The following is a 17,638-nucleotide window of genomic DNA, read 5'->3' on the forward strand; positions in this document are numbered from 1 at the left end:
GAGCAGCAACCGTCAGGTTGAAATTTGCCCCTGCAATTACTTAGTCAAGGGCTCAAGCCAGCAGGTCGGTGATCCACCGGGCCTGCCGGGCGACGTCCTGCACCTTCTCCTCGGGCACGGCCTGCCGCGCCTTGGCGAAGTTGCTCAGGGTCCGCTGCTTCTCGCGCAACAGGCGCTGCCACTTGATCAGGAATGCCGAGCTGCGTGCCTGCATCTGCAGCGGACCGAAATACAGCTCCTCGGCGGTGTACATCACCGGCCCGGTGCGCTCGGCGACGATGATTTCGTAGTCGAAGCGGTTTTCCCGTAGCACTTCCTCGCAGAGGATGCAGTAACCATTTTCCATCAGCCATTGGCGCAGTGGCTGCTCGCCGCCGTTGGGTTGAAGGATCAGGCGCTCCTGCCCGCTCAGACGTGCCTTGCCGCTGTCGAGAATGTCGCGGATCGTCTCGCCGCCCATGCCGCAGATGCTGATCACCGTGATCCCGTCTCCCGGCTCGATTGCCGTCAGGCCATCGGCCAGGCGCACGGTGATCCACTGGTCCAGGTCGTTCTCGCGCACGGTGCGTTCGGCCGAACGAAACGGCGTCAATGCCACCTCGCCGGCCACCGCCGCCACGATGGCGCCACGACGCATCAATGCCACAGGCAGGTAGCCGTGATCCGAGCCGATATCGGCCAGGCGCGCACCTGCTGGCACATGTGCCGCCACGCGTTCCAGGCGCATGGACAATGTCTGTTGGTTCAACTGCTGCCCCTTTTCACCACGAACGTCCGGCACCTTTGACCGGATCGGCCCGCGATTCTGGCGAGCAACGCTGTGCATTTCAAATTTATGTGACCAGGGTCATGGCTCGACCCGCACCTACCGCTTGAGTATCGGCCCAAAGCAAACCCTGGTAATGGACCGCTTTGGGCCGACCTGAGACCTACAGCTGAGCTGTCCAAACGGCCAGTTCATAGCCATCCGGATCAATGAAGTGGAATCTGCTTCCACCAGGGAACGAGAATATTTCGCGGGTGATAACAGCGCCCAAGGCTTTGAGCCGTTGCTGCGCCTCATCGAGATCATCCGAGTACAAAATGATCAAAGGGCCACCAGGTCGAACCGGCTCTCCCGTAGTGAAGCCACCGGTAAGGCGGCCATCACTGAATTCCGTATAGGTTGGGCCGTAGTCGACGAATGTCCAGCCGAACGCACTGCCGTAGAAAGCTTTGCTGCGAGCAATGTCGTCGACATTAAATTCAATATTGTCGATCTGCCGGTCTTTACCACGCACACTCATGGATGCCTCCTTGGCTGATTTCAAAGGGACAATGATAACGCATTGGCTATTGCGGCTGCCGGCAAGGAGCAGCCCCCCCTTCGGCCAAATGCAGACTTTAACGCTGGCACGCGGTTATGATCCGGATAATCAGATTCCCTTGGACCCACGCTTATGCCCACCTCGCAAGTCCGCCCCTCACCCGCGCCGCTGCTCAAACCAGGAGAGACGGTGGTCTTGTTCGACGGTGTCTGCAAGCTGTGCAATGGCTGGGCGAGGTTTTTGATTCGCCATGACCGCCAGCGGCGCGTGCGGTTGGCGGCGGTTCAGTCACCCGAGGGGCAGGCTCTGCTCGCGTGGGCAGGTTTGCCCGTGGATCAATTCGACACCATGGCGGTGATCCGCGACCGACACTACTGGGAGCGTTCGGATGCATTTTTCGAAGTCATCGCCCAGTTGCCCGCACTCTGGCGCCCAGTGAACTTGTTGCGCATCTTCCCTCGCATGCTTCGAGATTGGGCATACGACCGCATTGCGCTTAATCGTTATCGGCTCTTCGGGAAATACGACACGTGCCTGCTGCCGGATCCTGATCATGAACAGCGCTTTTTGAAAGCGCCCCTATGAACGCCCTCACCCGCATTAACTGGACCGCCTCGCGTTCACGTTTGGCAGAGGCCTTGAACACCAAAGTCTTGAGCCAACCGATCCTGTTACCCCAATAGCCCAACCAGTTGTACCGGCGTCATCTTCGTCACCATCATCAGCACAATCACAAACATCCCGACAAAACCGACCACCCCCATCCACCACCATTTTTTGTACACGGATCGGTATTCATCATCGAGTCCGCTGCCAGCCTCAACTGCGCACGACGCCATCAGGTACAGCCGCTTCTGCAACACCAGCACCGGCAGCCAAAGCGAACCCACGCAGAAGAAGATAATCAACGAAGTCAGTACCCACTCCGTGGTCATGGGTAGTCCGGAGAGCCTCATCAGCAGGTAGCCCGTGATGATCTGAACAAAGCCTGCCGGCGTGGTAATCCAGGTGTCGAAGCGCACGACCATTCGGGCCACATGCGCGATCACTTGAGGGTTGGCCGTGCGGCTGGCAGCGATCAGGTAGAGGTAGGAGCCCATGCCGAATCCGAACAGGAAAATCGCGGCAATGATGTGGAGGTACTTCAGGCACAGATAGAGCATGTCAGCGCGGCTCCTCAGAGAACTGCACAGACAGGCTCAAATTGTCAGGGTCGTTGATCGCTGCCATGTATTCATCGACGGTAATTTCACCCACGCAAGCCCTGGCACCGGGTTGCGGCACATAGCCCTGGGCCATTTTTGCGGCCAAGGCTACGGATGCGCAGCTTGGAATTTGCGGTCCCTTGTCATTCATGGCCGTCAGTTGCACGGTCATAGCCAGCGGTTCCCCATCAACTCCCCTGCCCTGAACGTCGATGTACATCGCGCTTTTGCCATCGCCGAAGCGTTCGAACCGGGTCCCCAGCCGATGCAGTCTGGCGGCCCAAAGGGCGTGGTCGCGAACCAGCCCGATCTTCAACGCCTGAGCCAGCAGATAGTTGGCAACACCACCCAGCTTCAAGCCCGCGCCGGCCTTGAAGCTCAGGGTTAGCGCGCCATAGCGGCTGGCGAAAATATCCATGTCCGGCACATCGACATTGGCCAGCACGCGAGTGCCCAGATGCGGCATCTTGCGCAGCGTCAGATCCTGCCAACCCGACACTTCATGCACCTTGCCATTCTTGAGTTGCCTGATCGGTTTACCTGCGTAGGCGAGTACGCCTTCGACGGTCGACAATCCCGGCATCTTCGCCGAAGAGGAAATGCCATGCTCGATCGAATCGATACGACTGAAGCGATAGCGCTGCTGATCGATGATGGCTGACGAAAGCGTCGGTACCGAACTGCAGCCACTGAGGATCGCCACTGCGGCCTGTTTCGCCTGGGCATCGAGTACGCCAATGCCGTTGACGAAAGTTCGACAGTCAGACAGGTCGCAGTAGTTCACGCCAGCCTCGATGCAACTCTCGGCGACCGCATAGGATTGCCCCTGAAACGGGCCGCCAGTATGGATGACCAACTGGATGTCCATCGAGCGCAAAACGGATTTGAACTCAGTGCCCATGGCATTGCCGCACCAACTTTCGGCGACAGTGCCCGATTGGCTTTTCAACTCATCGACTTTGCTCTGCAACTTGTGTGGATCGCGACCCGAAATCACCAGTTCCACATCTGGCATCACCGCCAAATGCCTGCAAACGATGCTACCGAAGTTTCCGTAGCCACCGACCACCATCACCCTGAACACCATTCAACTCTTCCCTAACTGACAGGCTGCTTTCAGCCAATAATGACTGCTTTATGCCTGTAATGTCAGGCGGGCTTCGCTACCCTTCATTGAGTCCCTCCCCGCACCGACCGTCGAACCTCAGCCTGTATGGCATAAGCCGGCGCCTCCACAGCATTGAAATCTTGTGTATAGCGCTGGGCAAATCCTTCTACCCCCCATTCCCGAAACTGCTGCACGTGCTTCAGTTCGTGAGCCCAGAGCGCGATGTCCTGTTCTGCGGTTTGAGTGTCCCGGAAGAGGATGATGTCGATCAGCGTCACGGCACCGACGTCGGGGTTTTGCAGCATGGAAGTGGCGGCGCTGAATTGGCCGTTGTCGCTCACTTTGTAGTGCGCAGCATCGAGGACGCTGGGGTCGTACCAGCGCAGCAGTTGCTCCCGGATGTGCGGTGGAATGGGTTGGATCTCGGCGCTGGCTGCTTCAGCGCGGGCTTGGGTCAGCCACAGCGCCAGGGCAGGTGCCGCGACCTGGTAGACGCCATCAGGCATCTGCCCCAGATCTGGCAGGCAGATGCAGCCGTTCAGGCACACTTGTTTCTCGCCAGGTGGGCAGGCGTTAGTCTGGGCTTGTACTACAAGAGTCAGGCCAAGAACAGACAGCGCCACCAGGCATGTGATGATGGGCGGCATTGGGCCCTCCAGAGACGGAAGCAGGGCGGACAATCGACGACCCGCATAACTTTAGCGCATCCCTGTCGGGTCTCTTTTCGATGATTGCCTGGGGGGGGTAATTGCTGCCCTCACAACGACAGCAACAGTCGATCAGAAGTGATCGGACTGGATATACGGTGTCTCATGGTGGAAGAGATCACATTGGCCAACCCAAAACGTACCTTGAGCAAACGCGGCTAGGCACGTTTACACCGCTATAGTCGATTCTATTGCCGACCGTACTTCCAGGAGCCTTTTCCCAGTGTCTGACATGCCGAGCAACTTCGCCTACACAAAACGCTTCAACGCCGTACTCGCCTACATCGATGCCAATCTTGAAGGTGACCTGTCGGTGAAGACGTTGAGTCATGTGGCGAACTTTTCGGTGTTTCACTTCCATCGACAATTCAGCGCGTTCGCAGGTGTGCCGGTCTCACGTTATGTGCAACTGATGCGGCTACGACGCGCGGCACATCGCCTGGCCGCCCTCGCTGATCACTCGGTACTGGACGCCGCACTCGGTGCCGGCTTTGAAAGCCCCGAGGCATTTTGCAGGGCGTTCAGGCGGGCGTTCGGTATGACGCCGAGTGCGTTCAGGAAGGAACCGAACTGGCAGGTCTGGAATGCGGTATTCGCAATCCCTCATTTTTCCAGGACTATCATCATGCAAGTACGAATCGTGGAGTTCCCTGAAGTCCGGGTCGCAGCGCTTGAGCACTGCGGACCACCCGGGCTCGTCAATGAGAGCGTGCGCAAGTTCATCGAGTGGCGCATGCAGAGCGGACAGTCGCCGGTGGCATCGAGTCGCACCTTTGGCATTCCCTATGGCAACCCCGACACGACACCTGCACAAGCATTCCGCTTCGCCATCTGCGGCGAGATTCACGAGGCTGTGGCGCCGAATGAGTTCGGTGTGCGCGAGATCGTCATTCCTGGTGGTCGCTGCGTCGTGGTGCGACACGTGGGGTCACCGGATCACATCGGCGAAACGATCTATCCGATTTACCGCGATTGGCTTCCTGCCAGTGGCGAGGAACTCCGTGACCACCCGCTGTTCTTCAATTACCTGAGCGTCTATCCCGAGACGCCGCAGGATCAATGGCAGACTGACGTGTATGTTCCGCTGCAATAGCGGAGCAAGCAGCTATCGACCCTGACGGACGTTGACGGGTGTCAACCGATACCGACAAGCTCGTGTGCGTGTACTTCCCTCGAGCGACAGCAACAGACGGCGTTAGCTGAGTGGGAAATTTCAGCAACATCCACCAATGGCCATCCATCGGAAAAGCCGACTTGCAGCCAGGGCTGGCGGGCAGTGTTGCTGGCAACGCGCCACGCCTGGCCTGGGCGCAGAAGGTTCCCCCCCCCCCGCACAGCCCCTTCACCGACCACCGGCATTGCAGAAAGGTCGGTCATGAGCCATATGAAAGCGTAGCGCCCGCAAGTTCGATGACGCAACGCCAACCGCTAGCAGAGAGGCTTGCCATGCCACGTCTGGATGAACAGAAGGTCTACGACGAATTGGTCGGCCTCTGTTATGAGTGCGTGCTGGACGACTCCGCCTGGCGGCCACTACTCAAACTACTGGTCGCGGCCAGCGGGAGACAGCAGGGCTTGTTGCTGTTCGTGGATAACCGCAAGAACGGCACTCACGCCTCCACCACCCTCAACCTGTGCGACCCTGCCGGGATCGACGTCTACAACCGCCACTACTGCAATCTGGATCCGGGCGTTGACATCGTCCGCTCCCGCGGCGTGGGTCACTGGTACAACGACCTCATAGATTTCGGTCCCGAACGCATTCGACACGACCCTTATTATCAGGAGTTCTACATTCCCTTCGGGCTGCATAACCTCTCCTGCGTCAAGCTAGAGGAACAGGCCGATTCAGGCATCTACCTGACCGTGCTCAACGAGGTTGGCGCCCCCTTGCCAACCGCCCAACAACATGCCCTGCTGCAGCGGCTTAGCCCGCACCTGCTTAAGGCCGCCAAACTGTCCAACAAGGTCAACCGCATGGAACTAGAGCTAGCCACGCGCGACCTGCTGCTGGACCACCACCCCAACCCGCTCTGGCTGCTGGACGGCGACGGTCATGTACTCTATTGCAACCAGGCGGCGGCGCGACACATGGGCCAGAGCGCTTTCCCACTCTATGAAAACTTCGCCCGCCTGCACAGCAGGAGTCAGGACACCCACCTGCTAGCGCTGATCCGCCGCGCCGCCGGCAAGGACGGTAAGCGCCGTGCTGGCTGGCTGTGCCTCAACCCCACCCAGCAGCAGGAGCTGCTGGTCACGCCGGTCCCGGCCGAAGTGGCCTTCAACCGGCTCTTCCAAAAACCGATGGTGCTGCTGGCACTGCTGGAAAACCAGCCACAATCTCAACTGCTGGCCGAGCTCTTCCAACTCACCCCGGCCGAACAGCGCCTGGCCGAACTAATGGTTCAGGGACTCACCCCAGAAAACTGTGCGGCTCGTTTGAGTGTGTCCATCAACACCGTGCGCACGCAACTGCGCGCTCTGTTTCGCAAGACCGACACCGAGCGACAGGCCGAGCTGGTCAGCCTCTTCGCTCGTTTGCAGCAGTGTTAAACAGGCTCACCAAGCCGCCATCATCCCAAGATGACTTGTGCTCCCGAGGGAGGTATAAGCGACCTGCTGGGCCAGAGTGGCTTCTCGCTATGAGAACTTCGCCCGCCTGCATATCACGAACCAGAACACCAGTCTGCAGGCGCTGATCCGCCGCGCCAGCTGGCTGCAATGTAACGCCCTCCCAGCAGCAGGAACTGCTAGTTACCCCCGCTGCCGACGGAATCCGCTTTCAGCCAACACCTCCAGAGGCCGCTGGTGCTGCTGGTGCTCTAGAGAACCGGCCTCAGAAGAGCTTGCTGGCCGAACTTTTCCAGCTCAGCCCGGCCGAACACCGACTGGCCGAACTACTGGACCCTGGAAGGCTGCACCGCGCTCCTGAACGTCTCCATCAACACCAAGCGGCCCTAGCTACGCACACTGTTTCGCAAAACTGGCATCACCCGCCAGACGCAACTGATCAACCTCTTCACCCGGCTGATTGGGGGTTGGGGACCTGTTTGTCCTGCAACCCTCGGCACCTTAGACGTACATCTGCACATCGCTCGCCGTCAGGGTCGCTACCCCGGTCAGGGTCACCACCGCGATGGCATCGCCGTTGACTGCGCCGTCAGCGTCGTAATAGAGCGAGTGGTCATCCTGGTTGAACACCAAGTGCGCTCCTGCCACCTCGTTTTCAGCGCCACTGACGTTGGCCAGTGTCTCGGCGACGGTCTGGCCCTGTAAGTTGAATAGCCCGCTGTTGAGCAACAGCACGTCGCTGCCCTGAGTGAAGTCGGTGACCAGATCGGCGCGATCGCCAGGGAGCTGGGCGAACTGGAAGGTGGCGGTGCCGGTGCCGCCGCTGAACCAGTCGGTTTCGACGGTACTGCGGATCAGGTTGACCGAGGCGCCGCCGGTCCATTCGAGGTGATCGATGACGGGGTTGCCGTTGGCGTCGTAGCCTTGGCTGCAGATGCCGGAGTTGCTGCCGTCTTGGCCGTTGGACGTCCAGCTCACCATATAACCACCGTCGCTGAGCCCGCTGATCGTGGGTTGATATTGATTGTTGGCCGTGGTGCTGTTGACCCGCGCCTCGTCACCCACCGCTGCACCGTTGGAATCATAGCGCTGCGCGTAGATGCCCCAGCCGCTGCCGCCCCCCGGGGTAAAGGTCCAGCTTCCGTCGCAATGGTCGGTGAGCGTGCCATCGTTCGGATTGACGTTGACGCCCTTCACGCTCGGCGTGTTGCCGATGTCGCTGGTATTGGCCAACAGTTGCGCAGCGCTGAAGCTATAGGCGGAGTCTTCACTGCCATCGGCCAAGGTCACCGGGCCGCTCACCAGCGGCGCGGTGGTATCGAGAGTAATTGTACTGCCGGTGCCGCTGACGGTGTTGCCGGCCGTGTCGCTGGCCGTTACCGACGCATTGATCGAGCCATCGCTCAGGCTGGACAGGTCGGCGCTGCCGTTGACGCCAGCGACACTTTGGCTGCCATCGCTGAAACTGACGGTGGCGCTGGCGTCCGCGTCGAGGCCAGTAACCGTGTAGGCGACCGTCGTCTTCTCGGCATTGCTGATAAGGGAATCGGCCAGCGACACCGTCAGGTCGCCGCCCGTGTCGGCGGTGGTGTCCAGTGTGAGTGCGCCGATACTGGTGAAGGCGAGGTCATCCACCGCGAAGGTTGCGCCCCCATCGTGGATCTCCAGCTGCGTGATTGGGTCGCCGGAGGAGGTCACAGTCAGCAGCATATTAACTGCCCCAGACAGCAAAACCGTTTGTCCGATCAGCGCGCCAGAGGCGCTGTAAGCAAAAAGACCGGTATTCGCTTCACCCGAAACATAAGCCGACACCGATTGGATATTGCCGGTAATGGCCAAATTGAAGGTGAAACTCATCAGGCCAACTTCAGAATAAGAGAGGTTCGTTGGTGAGTGATAAGGCCATACGGTATTAGCAGCACCAACAATTGTGGCGCCATAGACAGTGACGCCGAGACCCAGGTACTGGTTGATTAGCGGGCCATCTGGAACATCATCGAACGTCAGTATTTGTGTCTGGCTGCCGATGCTGTTGCTGGCGCTGTTGCCCGCGACATCGGTGGCGACGATCGATATGCTGATCGGGCCATCGTTCAGACTGGACAGGTCGGCGCTGCCGTTGACGCCGACCACGTGGTGATTGGTCGCGTCGCTGAAGGTGATGGTGGCGCTGGCGTCCGCGTCGAGGCCAGTCACGCTGTAGGCGACCGCGGACTTCTCGGCGTTGTTGATCAGGCGGTCGGTGAGCACAACCCTCAGGTCGTTACCGACGTCGGCGCTGGTATCGAGGGTGTAGCTGTGGCCGGTGCCAGCTTGGCTGGTGCCGGTGGCATTGATGGTATGGACCAGCAAGTCTGTACCGCTGCTGATCAAGGTGACATCGCTGGCGATCCAGCTATGGGTTACGCTATCGGCCGCCGCATTGACCCAAGTAGTGCCACCATCGGCGGAAACCTGGATGGTCTCGCCGGTGTTCAGGGTGCCGGTGTAAGTGCCGCTCAGGGTCTGGGATTCGATGTTGGTGATGAAGTCGCCAGCGATTCCGCTGTCATCGCTCAGCGCGATGACCGTGGCTACTGCTGCGGGAGCATCTTCAACCGGCGCAAGGCGGAGGTTGGCCGAAGTGGCAACCGTCGCACCAGCGCTGTCGGCAATCACTAGTGCAAAATTCACCAGACCATTACGATCGAGCGCCGGAATAAAAAACCAGCTGCCACCAGGGTTGGCCATGATCGAGCCATCGACCGGGTCGACGCTGACACTCTGCACGCTCAGGTTGTCGTCGATATCGACGTCGCTGGCGTTGGCCAGCAACTGGGCAGCAGTGAAAGTGTAGGCGCTGTCTTCCATGCCGTCCGGCAAACTGACCGGCCCCGATACGGTCGGCGCATCATTGACCGATGTCACATCAATGCTCAGGGTATTGGCGCTGACTGCGAAGGCCACGCCGTCGCTGACCTTGAAGCCGATGCTGACGTAGCCGCTCCCATTACCATTGAGGGCCGGGACGAATTGCAGTTTGCCGGCGTCGAGGTCGGCCTTGCTGATGACCTGGTCCTGAACCACCGCGCCCCAGGCACTGCCGTTGTTGTACTGCAGGCTGCCGAACAATGGCAAGCTGGTGATTTTCACCGCAGCCAACGGGGTGTTTTCCGGGTCGCTGTAGGTGCCGAAGTCGGTGCTGTCCAGGATGACTGACGTGTCTTCCAAGGTAGTCTGACTGTCGTTGGTGGAGGTCGGCGCGACGTTCGGGCTGGTAGCTGCGGCCTTGAGGGCGGCGGTGTTCCAGACCACGTTGTTGCCGAAACGAAGCTGGTCGATCTCGTAATCGGCGCCCAGATAAAAGTTTTTCAGGGTCAGGGTCTGGGAGGTGGCCAGCACCACCATCTGCAGGTCGTTGCCGGTGTGCACAAAGCTCACGTTGTTACTGTTGAGTCCGACCAGTTGCACGGTATCGACGTCGGCGTTGGCACCGCCACTGTTATCGATCACGTCGTTGCCATAGTTGGTGCCATAGAGGTAGGTGTCGTTGCCGCGGCGGCCGACGAGAAAGTCATCACCGGTACCACCATCGAGGAGGTTATTGCCGGTGTTGCCGGTCAGTCGATTGGCCAGGGCGTTGCCGGTGCCATTGAGATTACTGCTGCCGGTGAGTTCGAGATTTTCCAGGTTGGCGCCCAGGCTGTAGTTCAGCGAAGCGCGGACAGTATCGTTACCGCCACCTGCCAGTTCGGACACGCTGTCGCCACTCTTATCGACGATGTAGGTATCGTCACCGCTGCCGCCCGCCATGCTGTCGGTGCCAGCACCGCCGTCAAGCAGGTTATTACCGGCGTTGCCGATCAGAGTGTTGGCCAGCGAGTTGCCGACGCCATTGATGTTGGCGCTGCCGGTCAGGGTCAGACGCTCGACGTTGCTGCCCAAGGTGTAGTTGATACTGGCCTGGACCAGATCATCGCCAGCGTTGCTGGCCTCCACCACCACATCACCGGCAGCATCAACCATATAAGTGTCATTCCCCACGCCGCCTTCCATGCGGTCGTTGCCGCTGCCGCCGTCGAGCGTGTCATTACCGCCGTTGCCGTACAGCGTATCGTCACCACCCAAGCCGAATAGATTGTCATCGGTGGGATTACCGTTGATGATGTCGGCGCCATCAGTGGGGGTGTTGGGTGGGTAGTAGAGGTTCGCCAGGATAGCGCTGGCGTTCCAACGGCTGCCGTCAACGAACTGGATTCGGTCGATCGCGTGATCCGCATCGAGAAAGTTCTGGCTCACGGTGAGGGTCTCGCCACTGGCCAGAACGGTGAGCACCAGGTCGTTGCCGCTGCGGGTCAGGCGGATCTGGTTGGCATTGAGGTTGGTCAGCAGGAGGGTGTCGACGTCGTTGTTGACGCCACCGGAATTGTCGATCACATCGAAGCCATAGCCCTGGCCGAACCGATAGGTATCGCTGCCGCGTCCACCCACAAGCAGGTCATTGCCGGTGCCGCCGTCCAGCGTATCGTCACCACCGTTGCCGTAGAGTGTGTCGTTACCGCCCAGTCCATTGAGGTTGTCATTGGTGGTGCTACCCGTCAGGATATTGGCATTATCATTGCCATTTACAGTGGCCATGAGCACACTCCTCTAGAGTTAATGGCATTTTGACGGTGTAAGTCTAATTCTCGGTAAATACCCATCCATCATTCATTTGAATGACTCAGTAAGCCTTTCGTCTGATGTCCCAACGAACCCGCAAATACCGCGCACAACCGCCCTATCGCGCTGCGAATCAGTTGTGAACGCAGTGGAACGCAACGCAGAGATGAGGCAAGGTGCAGCCGGTACTCAGGAAAGAACGCAAGGTGTGCCTGGTCATACAAAAGATCACCGTGATCGTCGCCCTCTCCCGCAACGCCGACGAGGCAGCGCCAGTTAAGCTAGGACCTCGTCAGTCTACTTTCGGCCAGAAGCGGCAATCGGGTGCGTCAGCAGCCAGATCCCTGGTCTCCCAACTCTAATAGCTGCTGCGCATTGGAAACGCTAACATCCCGCCCTCGCATGGATGCTGTCTGGTGGCGTATAAAGCGCGCTTGGAGTGTCCGTATTAGCAAGCCTGCGGATACAAGGAAGAAGCACCATGGCGCTAACCAGCAAGATTTCCCTCTACGACAGTGCATGGCCTGGGCTTTTTCTTAGCGCCAAAGAGCAGGTCGCGAAGGCGTTCGGCACTGAGCTTGTTGCCATCCATCATGTCGGAAGCACCGCCGTTCCCGAGCTCGCAGCCAAGCCAGAGATCGACCTCCTGGTCGAGGTTGCGGAGCATCGAAACGAATCCTCCCGAGACGCTGTCATGCGTGGTCTAGGGTACGCACGAGGAAGCGATCTGTCGGCAGGACACCATTTTTATCGTCGCGATGTTGATGGTGTGCGAACACACAAGGCCCACGTTTGTATCACCGACCACGGTCAAATCGACAGAATGCTCCGCTTTCGTGATTTGCTCAGGAGCGACCCTGTGCTTCGCCAGCGGTATCAAGACTTGAAGCTTGAACTGGAAGCAAGCAACACCGACGGCATAGGTGAATACCTGGCACGGAAGGCACCCTTTATCAGCGAGGTTATGGGGTTGGTCTCGACATCCGCTCGCAGAGATGTAGCCGGATGCGCCATGCCTGCAACAAAAGCCTGCCCTGTCGTTTTGCGCACGATTCAAGGAATCGTATACAGCCTCGCGTTCAAACATCCTGTCGCTGGTTATCAGTTTGTGAAGGGCACTATCGAATCAGGTGAGTCTCTTCCCAATGCGGCTGTACGCGAACTCAGCGAGGAGTCAGGAATTTGCAACGCCCGGGCAGTGAGGGATCTCGGCCTTTGGAATGCTGAGTTCGAGGAACAGATTTGGTCTCTTCAGTTATGTGAGGTTTCAGACCCATTGCCCGACGAGTGGAGTTTTGAAACAGATGACGATGGCGGCCGCATCTTTGAGTTTTTTTGGCATCCGTTGAAGCTTGATTTTCCTGAACCCTGTCACAGGCTGTTCCAGTCAGCGTTGGTCCAGATCAGAAATAGAGTTGAAGCTCTGACCACGTAGAGCCTGGACCAATCGGCTGGTCAACATGGTAATGCCGAGTGTTTTCCCTCACCTCTCCTCGGCAAATGCCTCCTTGATAAATGCCTCCAGCTCTTTCTCTTCAAGCAACTCAATAGAAAAATGCCCGAAACGTTTCGGTAACCAGAGTATGCGTGTCCCACTTGGCGACTGGAGGTTATCGCGAGACAGCGGTTTGCCGTTCTCATTTTCCGGCTGGACGCCTGCGTCGATCAATTCGTTGTAGGCTGCCTCGATGTCCGGTGTGGAATAGCAGTGCCGGTAGATGGTGCCTTCGCCGTTGGCGTCCATCAGAGCCTTGAGATTTCCGGTAAACGGTTGCACCAGCATAAGGCGCTCCGTGCCGAACATGACGATCGCATAGCGCACATGCAAACCGTCGCGCTGCCAATCAAGTGTCTTTGAAATTTTGGCACTGAAGACACGGGCGTAATACCTGCACGCTTCCTCAAGGTCTTTGACGAGAACATCCACATGGCTGAACTTTAATTTCAATGGCCCCACCTTTTTCAGATATGCGACTTGATACCGAGATTTCTCCTTATGTATCACAGTGTGTCTGATTAGCCTCTCGATACATGGCTTTTCACTTGGCCTGCGATTCGACACAGACCAGATACGTCGCCGCGTTCAAATGCAAACAAGGTTTCGAGGGGCTCAGTCAGAACCCCTGGCCAACGGCTTGCAACGGAGACATCACATGAAGATGGCACTGCATAACAAAACCGGCAAAACCGGCAAAACCCGCCACCGCCTGGTCGGCTCGTCGATCCTCGCGTTTACCCTGTTCGGCGTTCTCGGTGCGGCCCACGCACAAACGACCGCCGCGGCGCAGCCAACCTCGGTCAATGCTGGTGCCACTCATGCAACACCCTCCCCATTCGGCCCGCTCAAGCATGTCAACGCCGGCCTGCTGGACGTGGCATACGCCGAAACAGGCCCGGCTAATGGGCCGGTGGTGATTCTTCTGCACGGCTGGCCGTACGACATTCACAGCTATGACGAGGTCGCCCCGTTGCTTGCTGCAAAGGGCTATCGAGTGCTGATGCCGTATGCGCGTGGCTATGGCGATACGCATTTTCTGTCCGATAAAACCGTTCGTAATGGCCAACCGGCTGCGCTGGCCAGTGACGTCATCGACTTCATGGATGCGCTGAAGATCAAACAAGCCGTGCTCGGTGGTTACGATTGGGGCGCACGCTCGGCCGACATCGTCTCGGCGCTGTGGCCAGAACGGGTCAAGGCGCTGGTCTCGGTCAGCGGGTATCTGATCGGCAATCAGGCGGCCGGCAAGAACCCGCTGCCACCCAAGGCTGAATTGCAGTGGTGGTATCAGTTTTACTTCGCCACCGATCGCGGTCGCGCCGGGTACGAGAAAAACACCCACGACTTCGCCAAGTTGATATGGCAACTGGCTTCGCCGAAATGGGCGTTCGACGACGCCACTTTCGACCGCAGCGCCAAGGCGCTGGACAACCCCGACCATGTCGACATCACCGTGTTCAACTACCGCTGGCGCCTGGGCCTGGTCCAGGGCGAGAGCCGATACGAAGCGCTGGAGCAGAAACTGGCCACGGCGCCTTCCATCAGCGTGCCGACCATCACCCTTGAAGGCGATGCCAACGGCGCGCCGCACCCCGCCCCCGAGGATTACGCCAAGCGCTTCACCGGCAAATACGAGTTCCGGCTGATCAGCGGCGGCATCGGCCACAACCTGCCGCAGGAAGATCCGCAGGCGTTCGCCAAGGCTGTGATTGATGCGGATCACCTTTGAGGTGATCTGACATCCATGCACTTGCCCCGCTGAACACCCTCACAACAACGGCTCGTTTATTTAACGAGCCGTTTTAACCAAGGCAGGCGCAACACCGTCTAATCTGAATAGAACACGACCACAAACACGCCTCCAGCCTCTTGATACAGGGGAACCGGGATGATCGGCAAAACAGCACGCCAATGTTCGTCATGGATCCTCCCTTCCCTGCTCGTCATCAACCTGGCCCTGACCGCGGGCTGTGCGGGCAAAACTTCCACGGCCCGCTACTCGGCCTCAAGTGCAGACTCAAGCGCAGGCTCAAGTTGCTATGCAAAAGCGCTACCCACCGCCGGCGAAGGTGGCCTGGCCTGGGGCTCCACCCTGGACATGGCTCGCCAAAAGTCCATGGATAATTGCATACGCTATGCCGGCCAATCCGGTGGCACGCCGACGACCTGTCATGTGGTGATGGCGGAGTGCAAAAACTGATAGCAAGGTGTATCGGTGACGCAGCAGATCCAGCCGTTGCTCAAGAAGATCGAAGCGAAACAGCCGTTGGGCTACCGCATCGACGTGGGCGGCGCGGTGGAGGAAAGCGACAAGGCCAACAAGGCGCTGCTGGCGGTGGCCCCGCTGATGATGATCAGCATCCTGCTACTGCTTATGCTGCAACTGCAGAACTTCTCTCGCATGTGGATGGTGGTGCTGACCGCGCCGCCGGGCTTGATCGGTGATGTGATGGGTAGCATTGCGATCTTGATCGACCGCTCTGCTACCCATCGAACGCCTCTGTTCAGTATGCAAAACTGAACACTCATCCTCTTCTCAATAGTGTCAGGCGGCACCAGGGACATTTGTTCCCATGCCCGCCGGCAGGAACGGTCGAATTTCATCGATTTCCGCAGCGCTGAGGCGCAACTCCAGGGCTGCAATCAGCCCGTCTACTTGTGCGCGATGGCGGGCTCCGACAATGGCGCCCGTCACGACCGGTTTGCGAAGAACCCAGGCGATGGCGACCGCAGCAGCGCTCACCCCGTGCCTTTCTCCAATGCGTGCCATGACGTCAACCAATGCCAGGTTCGCACTCAAACGGGGTTCCTGGAAATCAGCACTTCGGGCCTTGCGCCAATCGTCATCGGGCAGTTGCGAGATGCGTTCGCGCGTCATGCTGCCGGACAGTAGCCCTGATTGAAGCGTGGAATAGGCAAGCACACCCATCCCGGCCTGCTCACAGAATGGCAGAACGTCCTGCTCGATGTCCCGCATCAAGGCTGAGTATGGCGGTTGGAGCGAAACGATCTCTGTCACCGCCTGCGCCCGCTTGAGTTGAGCGACATCGAAATTCGATACACCGATCGCGCGGATCTTTCCTTGATCGCGCGCGGCGGCCAAAGCCGAAAGCGCCATTTCAATGCCTTCACTGCTGGCGTCGGCAGGAAAAGCAGGCCAGTGGATCTGATAAAGATCGATGGTCTCGACTTGAAGCCGGCGCAAGCTTGCGTCGATCTCGGCGAGCAAGGATTGAGGGGCCAGTGAATGCGAAATCTTCTTCGTGACCGGGTCCCAGACCAGACTGCCTTTGGTGAACACCAAAGGACGCCGTGAGGCCGGCACCCGCCGCAGCAATTGCCCCACCAGTTGCTCCGCATGGCCCAAGCCATAAACCGCAGCGGTATCAATCCAGTTAACGCCGCGTTCGACAGCATATTCAAGTGCGCCCAGGCTGTCCTTGTCATCCTGCGCTCCCCAACTGTACTCCCAGCCGGTGCCGGCGATTGCCCAGGTTCCCAGGCCAATCGGCGAAATCAGAAAATCCGATGATCCAAGACGATTGTTTTGCATAGCGACCTCTCCACGAATGATGGAGGAAGTATCCGGCAGAGGTCTCATGACGATAAGATAGGTAATCGTATTTGAACTACTGAACAACACTCATGAGTTATCACCCCGATCTCTCTGAACTCGACGCCTTTGCCGCCGTCGCTCGCCATCGCAGCTTTCGCAAGGCCGCCGACGAACGTGGCGTTTCGGCTTCCGCGTTGAGTCACGCAATGCGAGCGTTGGAAGCACGTTTGGGCATCAGGCTGCTGAACCGAACCACTCGTAGCGTGACCCCGACCGAGGCCGGCCAGCAGTTATTGGCGACGCTGGTCCCGAGCCTGAGCCAGGTTAACGATGCATTGGCGCAATTGACCTCGATGCAGGAAGTGCCCGCTGGCAAACTTCGCCTCAACGTGGCGCGTCCCGCGGCTCGCATCGTGTTTGCGAAAGTGCTGGCGCCCTTCGTGGCCAAGTATCCACGTATTCAGTTGGACCTGATCACCGATGATGGATTGACCGATATCGTGAACGAGGGATTTGACGCTGGAGTCCGCTTTGGTGAAAGCCTGGCCGGTGACATGATCGCAGTCCCTGTCGGCGCACCTCAATCGTTCGTGACCGTAGCCGCGGATGCTTATCTGGCCGCGAAGGGAACCGCGCACGTCCCCCGCGACTTGCTCGACCATGCGTGCATTGCCAGGCGTTTTCCCAGTGGCAAACTTTACGCCTGGGAGTATCAAGCCGACGGTCAACCGATACGATTGTCCGTCACCGGCCCGCTGATTCTGGAAGACGATGGGCTGATGATCCAGGCAGCGAAAGACGGCGCTGGTATTGCCTATGTCTACGAGGAGCTGGTGCGCGACGATCTCCGGAACGGGCATCTCAGAGAAATACTCCAGGAGTGGAAAGCACCGCCCAGCCGGTTCTTTCTTTACTACTCAAGCCGGCGGCATGTGCCACCCGCCTTGAAAGCGCTCATCGAATTTATCAGCGCTCGCGAGGCTGCGTAGCCGTCGTAAAATCAAAACTTGAATCCACGATTTTTTCAACAAACGGAGTCACCTAC

The 17,638-nt window shown here is 58.7% G+C and carries 16 protein-coding genes and 1 pseudogene; 9 read left to right on the plus strand and 8 right to left on the minus strand.

Annotated features, from left to right (window positions below; all coding sequences use genetic code 11):
* Nucleotides 1-52: 52 nt before the first annotated feature.
* Together AC1RL4_RS19270 and AC1RL4_RS19275 are read right to left on the minus strand one after the other, a co-directional pair.
* Nucleotides 53-748 carry a tRNA (adenine(22)-N(1))-methyltransferase gene (locus AC1RL4_RS19270; protein WP_290371297.1) on the minus strand — a complete coding sequence of 232 codons (696 nt, stop codon included), beginning with the start codon at nucleotides 746-748 and terminating at the stop codon, nucleotides 53-55.
* A 181-nt stretch (nucleotides 749-929) separates the two neighbouring features.
* Complete coding sequence (locus AC1RL4_RS19275) at nucleotides 930-1,286, minus strand: VOC family protein (RefSeq protein ID WP_204124043.1); 357 nt, start codon at nucleotides 1,284-1,286, stop codon at nucleotides 930-932.
* 153 nt (nucleotides 1,287-1,439) lie between these two features.
* Here AC1RL4_RS19275 and AC1RL4_RS19280 point away from each other — a divergent pair, with 153 nt between their 5' ends.
* Nucleotides 1,440-1,892, plus strand: a complete 453-nt coding sequence (locus AC1RL4_RS19280) for a thiol-disulfide oxidoreductase DCC family protein (RefSeq protein ID WP_026331787.1) — start codon at nucleotides 1,440-1,442, stop codon at nucleotides 1,890-1,892.
* 86 nt (nucleotides 1,893-1,978) lie between these two features.
* Here the strand turns inward: AC1RL4_RS19280 and AC1RL4_RS19285 are convergent, their stop codons facing one another.
* From AC1RL4_RS19285 to AC1RL4_RS19295, 3 genes are all read right to left on the minus strand, one after another.
* Entirely contained in the window at nucleotides 1,979-2,470 is a 492-nt protein-coding gene (locus AC1RL4_RS19285; protein WP_018925626.1) for a DUF2269 family protein, read from the minus strand.
* A gap of 1 nt (nucleotide 2,471) precedes the next feature.
* Nucleotides 2,472-3,599, minus strand: a complete 1,128-nt coding sequence (locus tag AC1RL4_RS19290) for a saccharopine dehydrogenase family protein (RefSeq protein ID WP_096479951.1) — start codon at nucleotides 3,597-3,599, stop codon at nucleotides 2,472-2,474.
* 83 nt (nucleotides 3,600-3,682) lie between these two features.
* A complete protein-coding gene (locus AC1RL4_RS19295) occupies nucleotides 3,683-4,267 on the minus strand; it encodes an eCIS core domain-containing protein (protein ID WP_019580175.1) in 585 nt (194 codons plus the stop codon).
* A gap of 283 nt (nucleotides 4,268-4,550) precedes the next feature.
* On the opposite strand from AC1RL4_RS19295, the gene AC1RL4_RS19300 reads away from it, so the two are divergent.
* Both AC1RL4_RS19300 and AC1RL4_RS19305 read left to right on the plus strand, forming a co-directional pair.
* Nucleotides 4,551-5,420: an AraC family transcriptional regulator gene (locus AC1RL4_RS19300; protein WP_028941337.1), complete on the plus strand. Its 870-nt coding sequence runs from the start codon at nucleotides 4,551-4,553 to the stop codon at nucleotides 5,418-5,420.
* Nucleotides 5,421-5,773: 353 nt separating this feature from the next.
* A complete protein-coding gene (locus tag AC1RL4_RS19305) occupies nucleotides 5,774-6,880 on the plus strand; it encodes a helix-turn-helix transcriptional regulator (protein WP_230175067.1) in 1,107 nt (368 codons plus the stop codon).
* A gap of 519 nt (nucleotides 6,881-7,399) precedes the next feature.
* On the opposite strand, the gene AC1RL4_RS19310 is transcribed toward AC1RL4_RS19305, so the two are convergent.
* Nucleotides 7,400-11,515 (minus strand): beta strand repeat-containing protein, encoded by a 4,116-nt coding sequence (locus AC1RL4_RS19310; RefSeq protein WP_230175068.1) that lies wholly within the window; start codon nucleotides 11,513-11,515, stop codon nucleotides 7,400-7,402.
* 505 nt (nucleotides 11,516-12,020) lie between these two features.
* On the opposite strand from AC1RL4_RS19310, the pseudogene AC1RL4_RS19315 reads away from it, so the two are divergent.
* Together AC1RL4_RS19315 and AC1RL4_RS19320 are read left to right on the plus strand one after the other, a co-directional pair.
* A pseudogene (locus AC1RL4_RS19315) lies at nucleotides 12,021-12,506 on the plus strand (GrpB family protein); the annotation flags it as partial.
* A 45-nt stretch (nucleotides 12,507-12,551) separates the two neighbouring features.
* Nucleotides 12,552-12,974 (plus strand): NUDIX hydrolase, encoded by a 423-nt coding sequence (locus tag AC1RL4_RS19320; protein WP_230175094.1) that lies wholly within the window; start codon nucleotides 12,552-12,554, stop codon nucleotides 12,972-12,974.
* Nucleotides 12,975-13,022: 48 nt separating this feature from the next.
* Here the strand turns inward: AC1RL4_RS19320 and AC1RL4_RS19325 are convergent, their stop codons facing one another.
* Nucleotides 13,023-13,487: a VOC family protein gene (locus AC1RL4_RS19325; RefSeq protein WP_230175070.1), complete on the minus strand. Its 465-nt coding sequence runs from the start codon at nucleotides 13,485-13,487 to the stop codon at nucleotides 13,023-13,025.
* A gap of 205 nt (nucleotides 13,488-13,692) precedes the next feature.
* On the opposite strand from AC1RL4_RS19325, the gene AC1RL4_RS19330 reads away from it, so the two are divergent.
* From AC1RL4_RS19330 to AC1RL4_RS19340, 3 genes are all read left to right on the plus strand, one after another.
* Nucleotides 13,693-14,766, plus strand: a complete 1,074-nt coding sequence (locus AC1RL4_RS19330; RefSeq protein ID WP_230175072.1) for an alpha/beta fold hydrolase — start codon at nucleotides 13,693-13,695, stop codon at nucleotides 14,764-14,766.
* Nucleotides 14,767-14,925: 159 nt separating this feature from the next.
* Entirely contained in the window at nucleotides 14,926-15,237 is a 312-nt protein-coding gene (locus AC1RL4_RS19335; RefSeq protein WP_096479949.1) for a hypothetical protein, read from the plus strand.
* 15 nt (nucleotides 15,238-15,252) lie between these two features.
* A complete protein-coding gene (locus AC1RL4_RS19340) occupies nucleotides 15,253-15,558 on the plus strand; it encodes a hypothetical protein (protein ID WP_230175074.1) in 306 nt (101 codons plus the stop codon).
* A 24-nt stretch (nucleotides 15,559-15,582) separates the two neighbouring features.
* Here the strand turns inward: AC1RL4_RS19340 and AC1RL4_RS19345 are convergent, their stop codons facing one another.
* Nucleotides 15,583-16,590, minus strand: a complete 1,008-nt coding sequence (locus AC1RL4_RS19345) for an aldo/keto reductase (protein ID WP_096479947.1) — start codon at nucleotides 16,588-16,590, stop codon at nucleotides 15,583-15,585.
* 92 nt (nucleotides 16,591-16,682) lie between these two features.
* Between AC1RL4_RS19345 and AC1RL4_RS19350 the strand changes: the two genes are divergently transcribed.
* Nucleotides 16,683-17,582 carry a LysR family transcriptional regulator gene (locus tag AC1RL4_RS19350; protein ID WP_230175076.1) on the plus strand — a complete coding sequence of 300 codons (900 nt, stop codon included), beginning with the start codon at nucleotides 16,683-16,685 and terminating at the stop codon, nucleotides 17,580-17,582.
* Nucleotides 17,583-17,638: the final 56 nt, after the last annotated feature.

It is taken from the genome of Pseudomonas sp. GW822-FHT07A10, assembly GCF_058798795.1.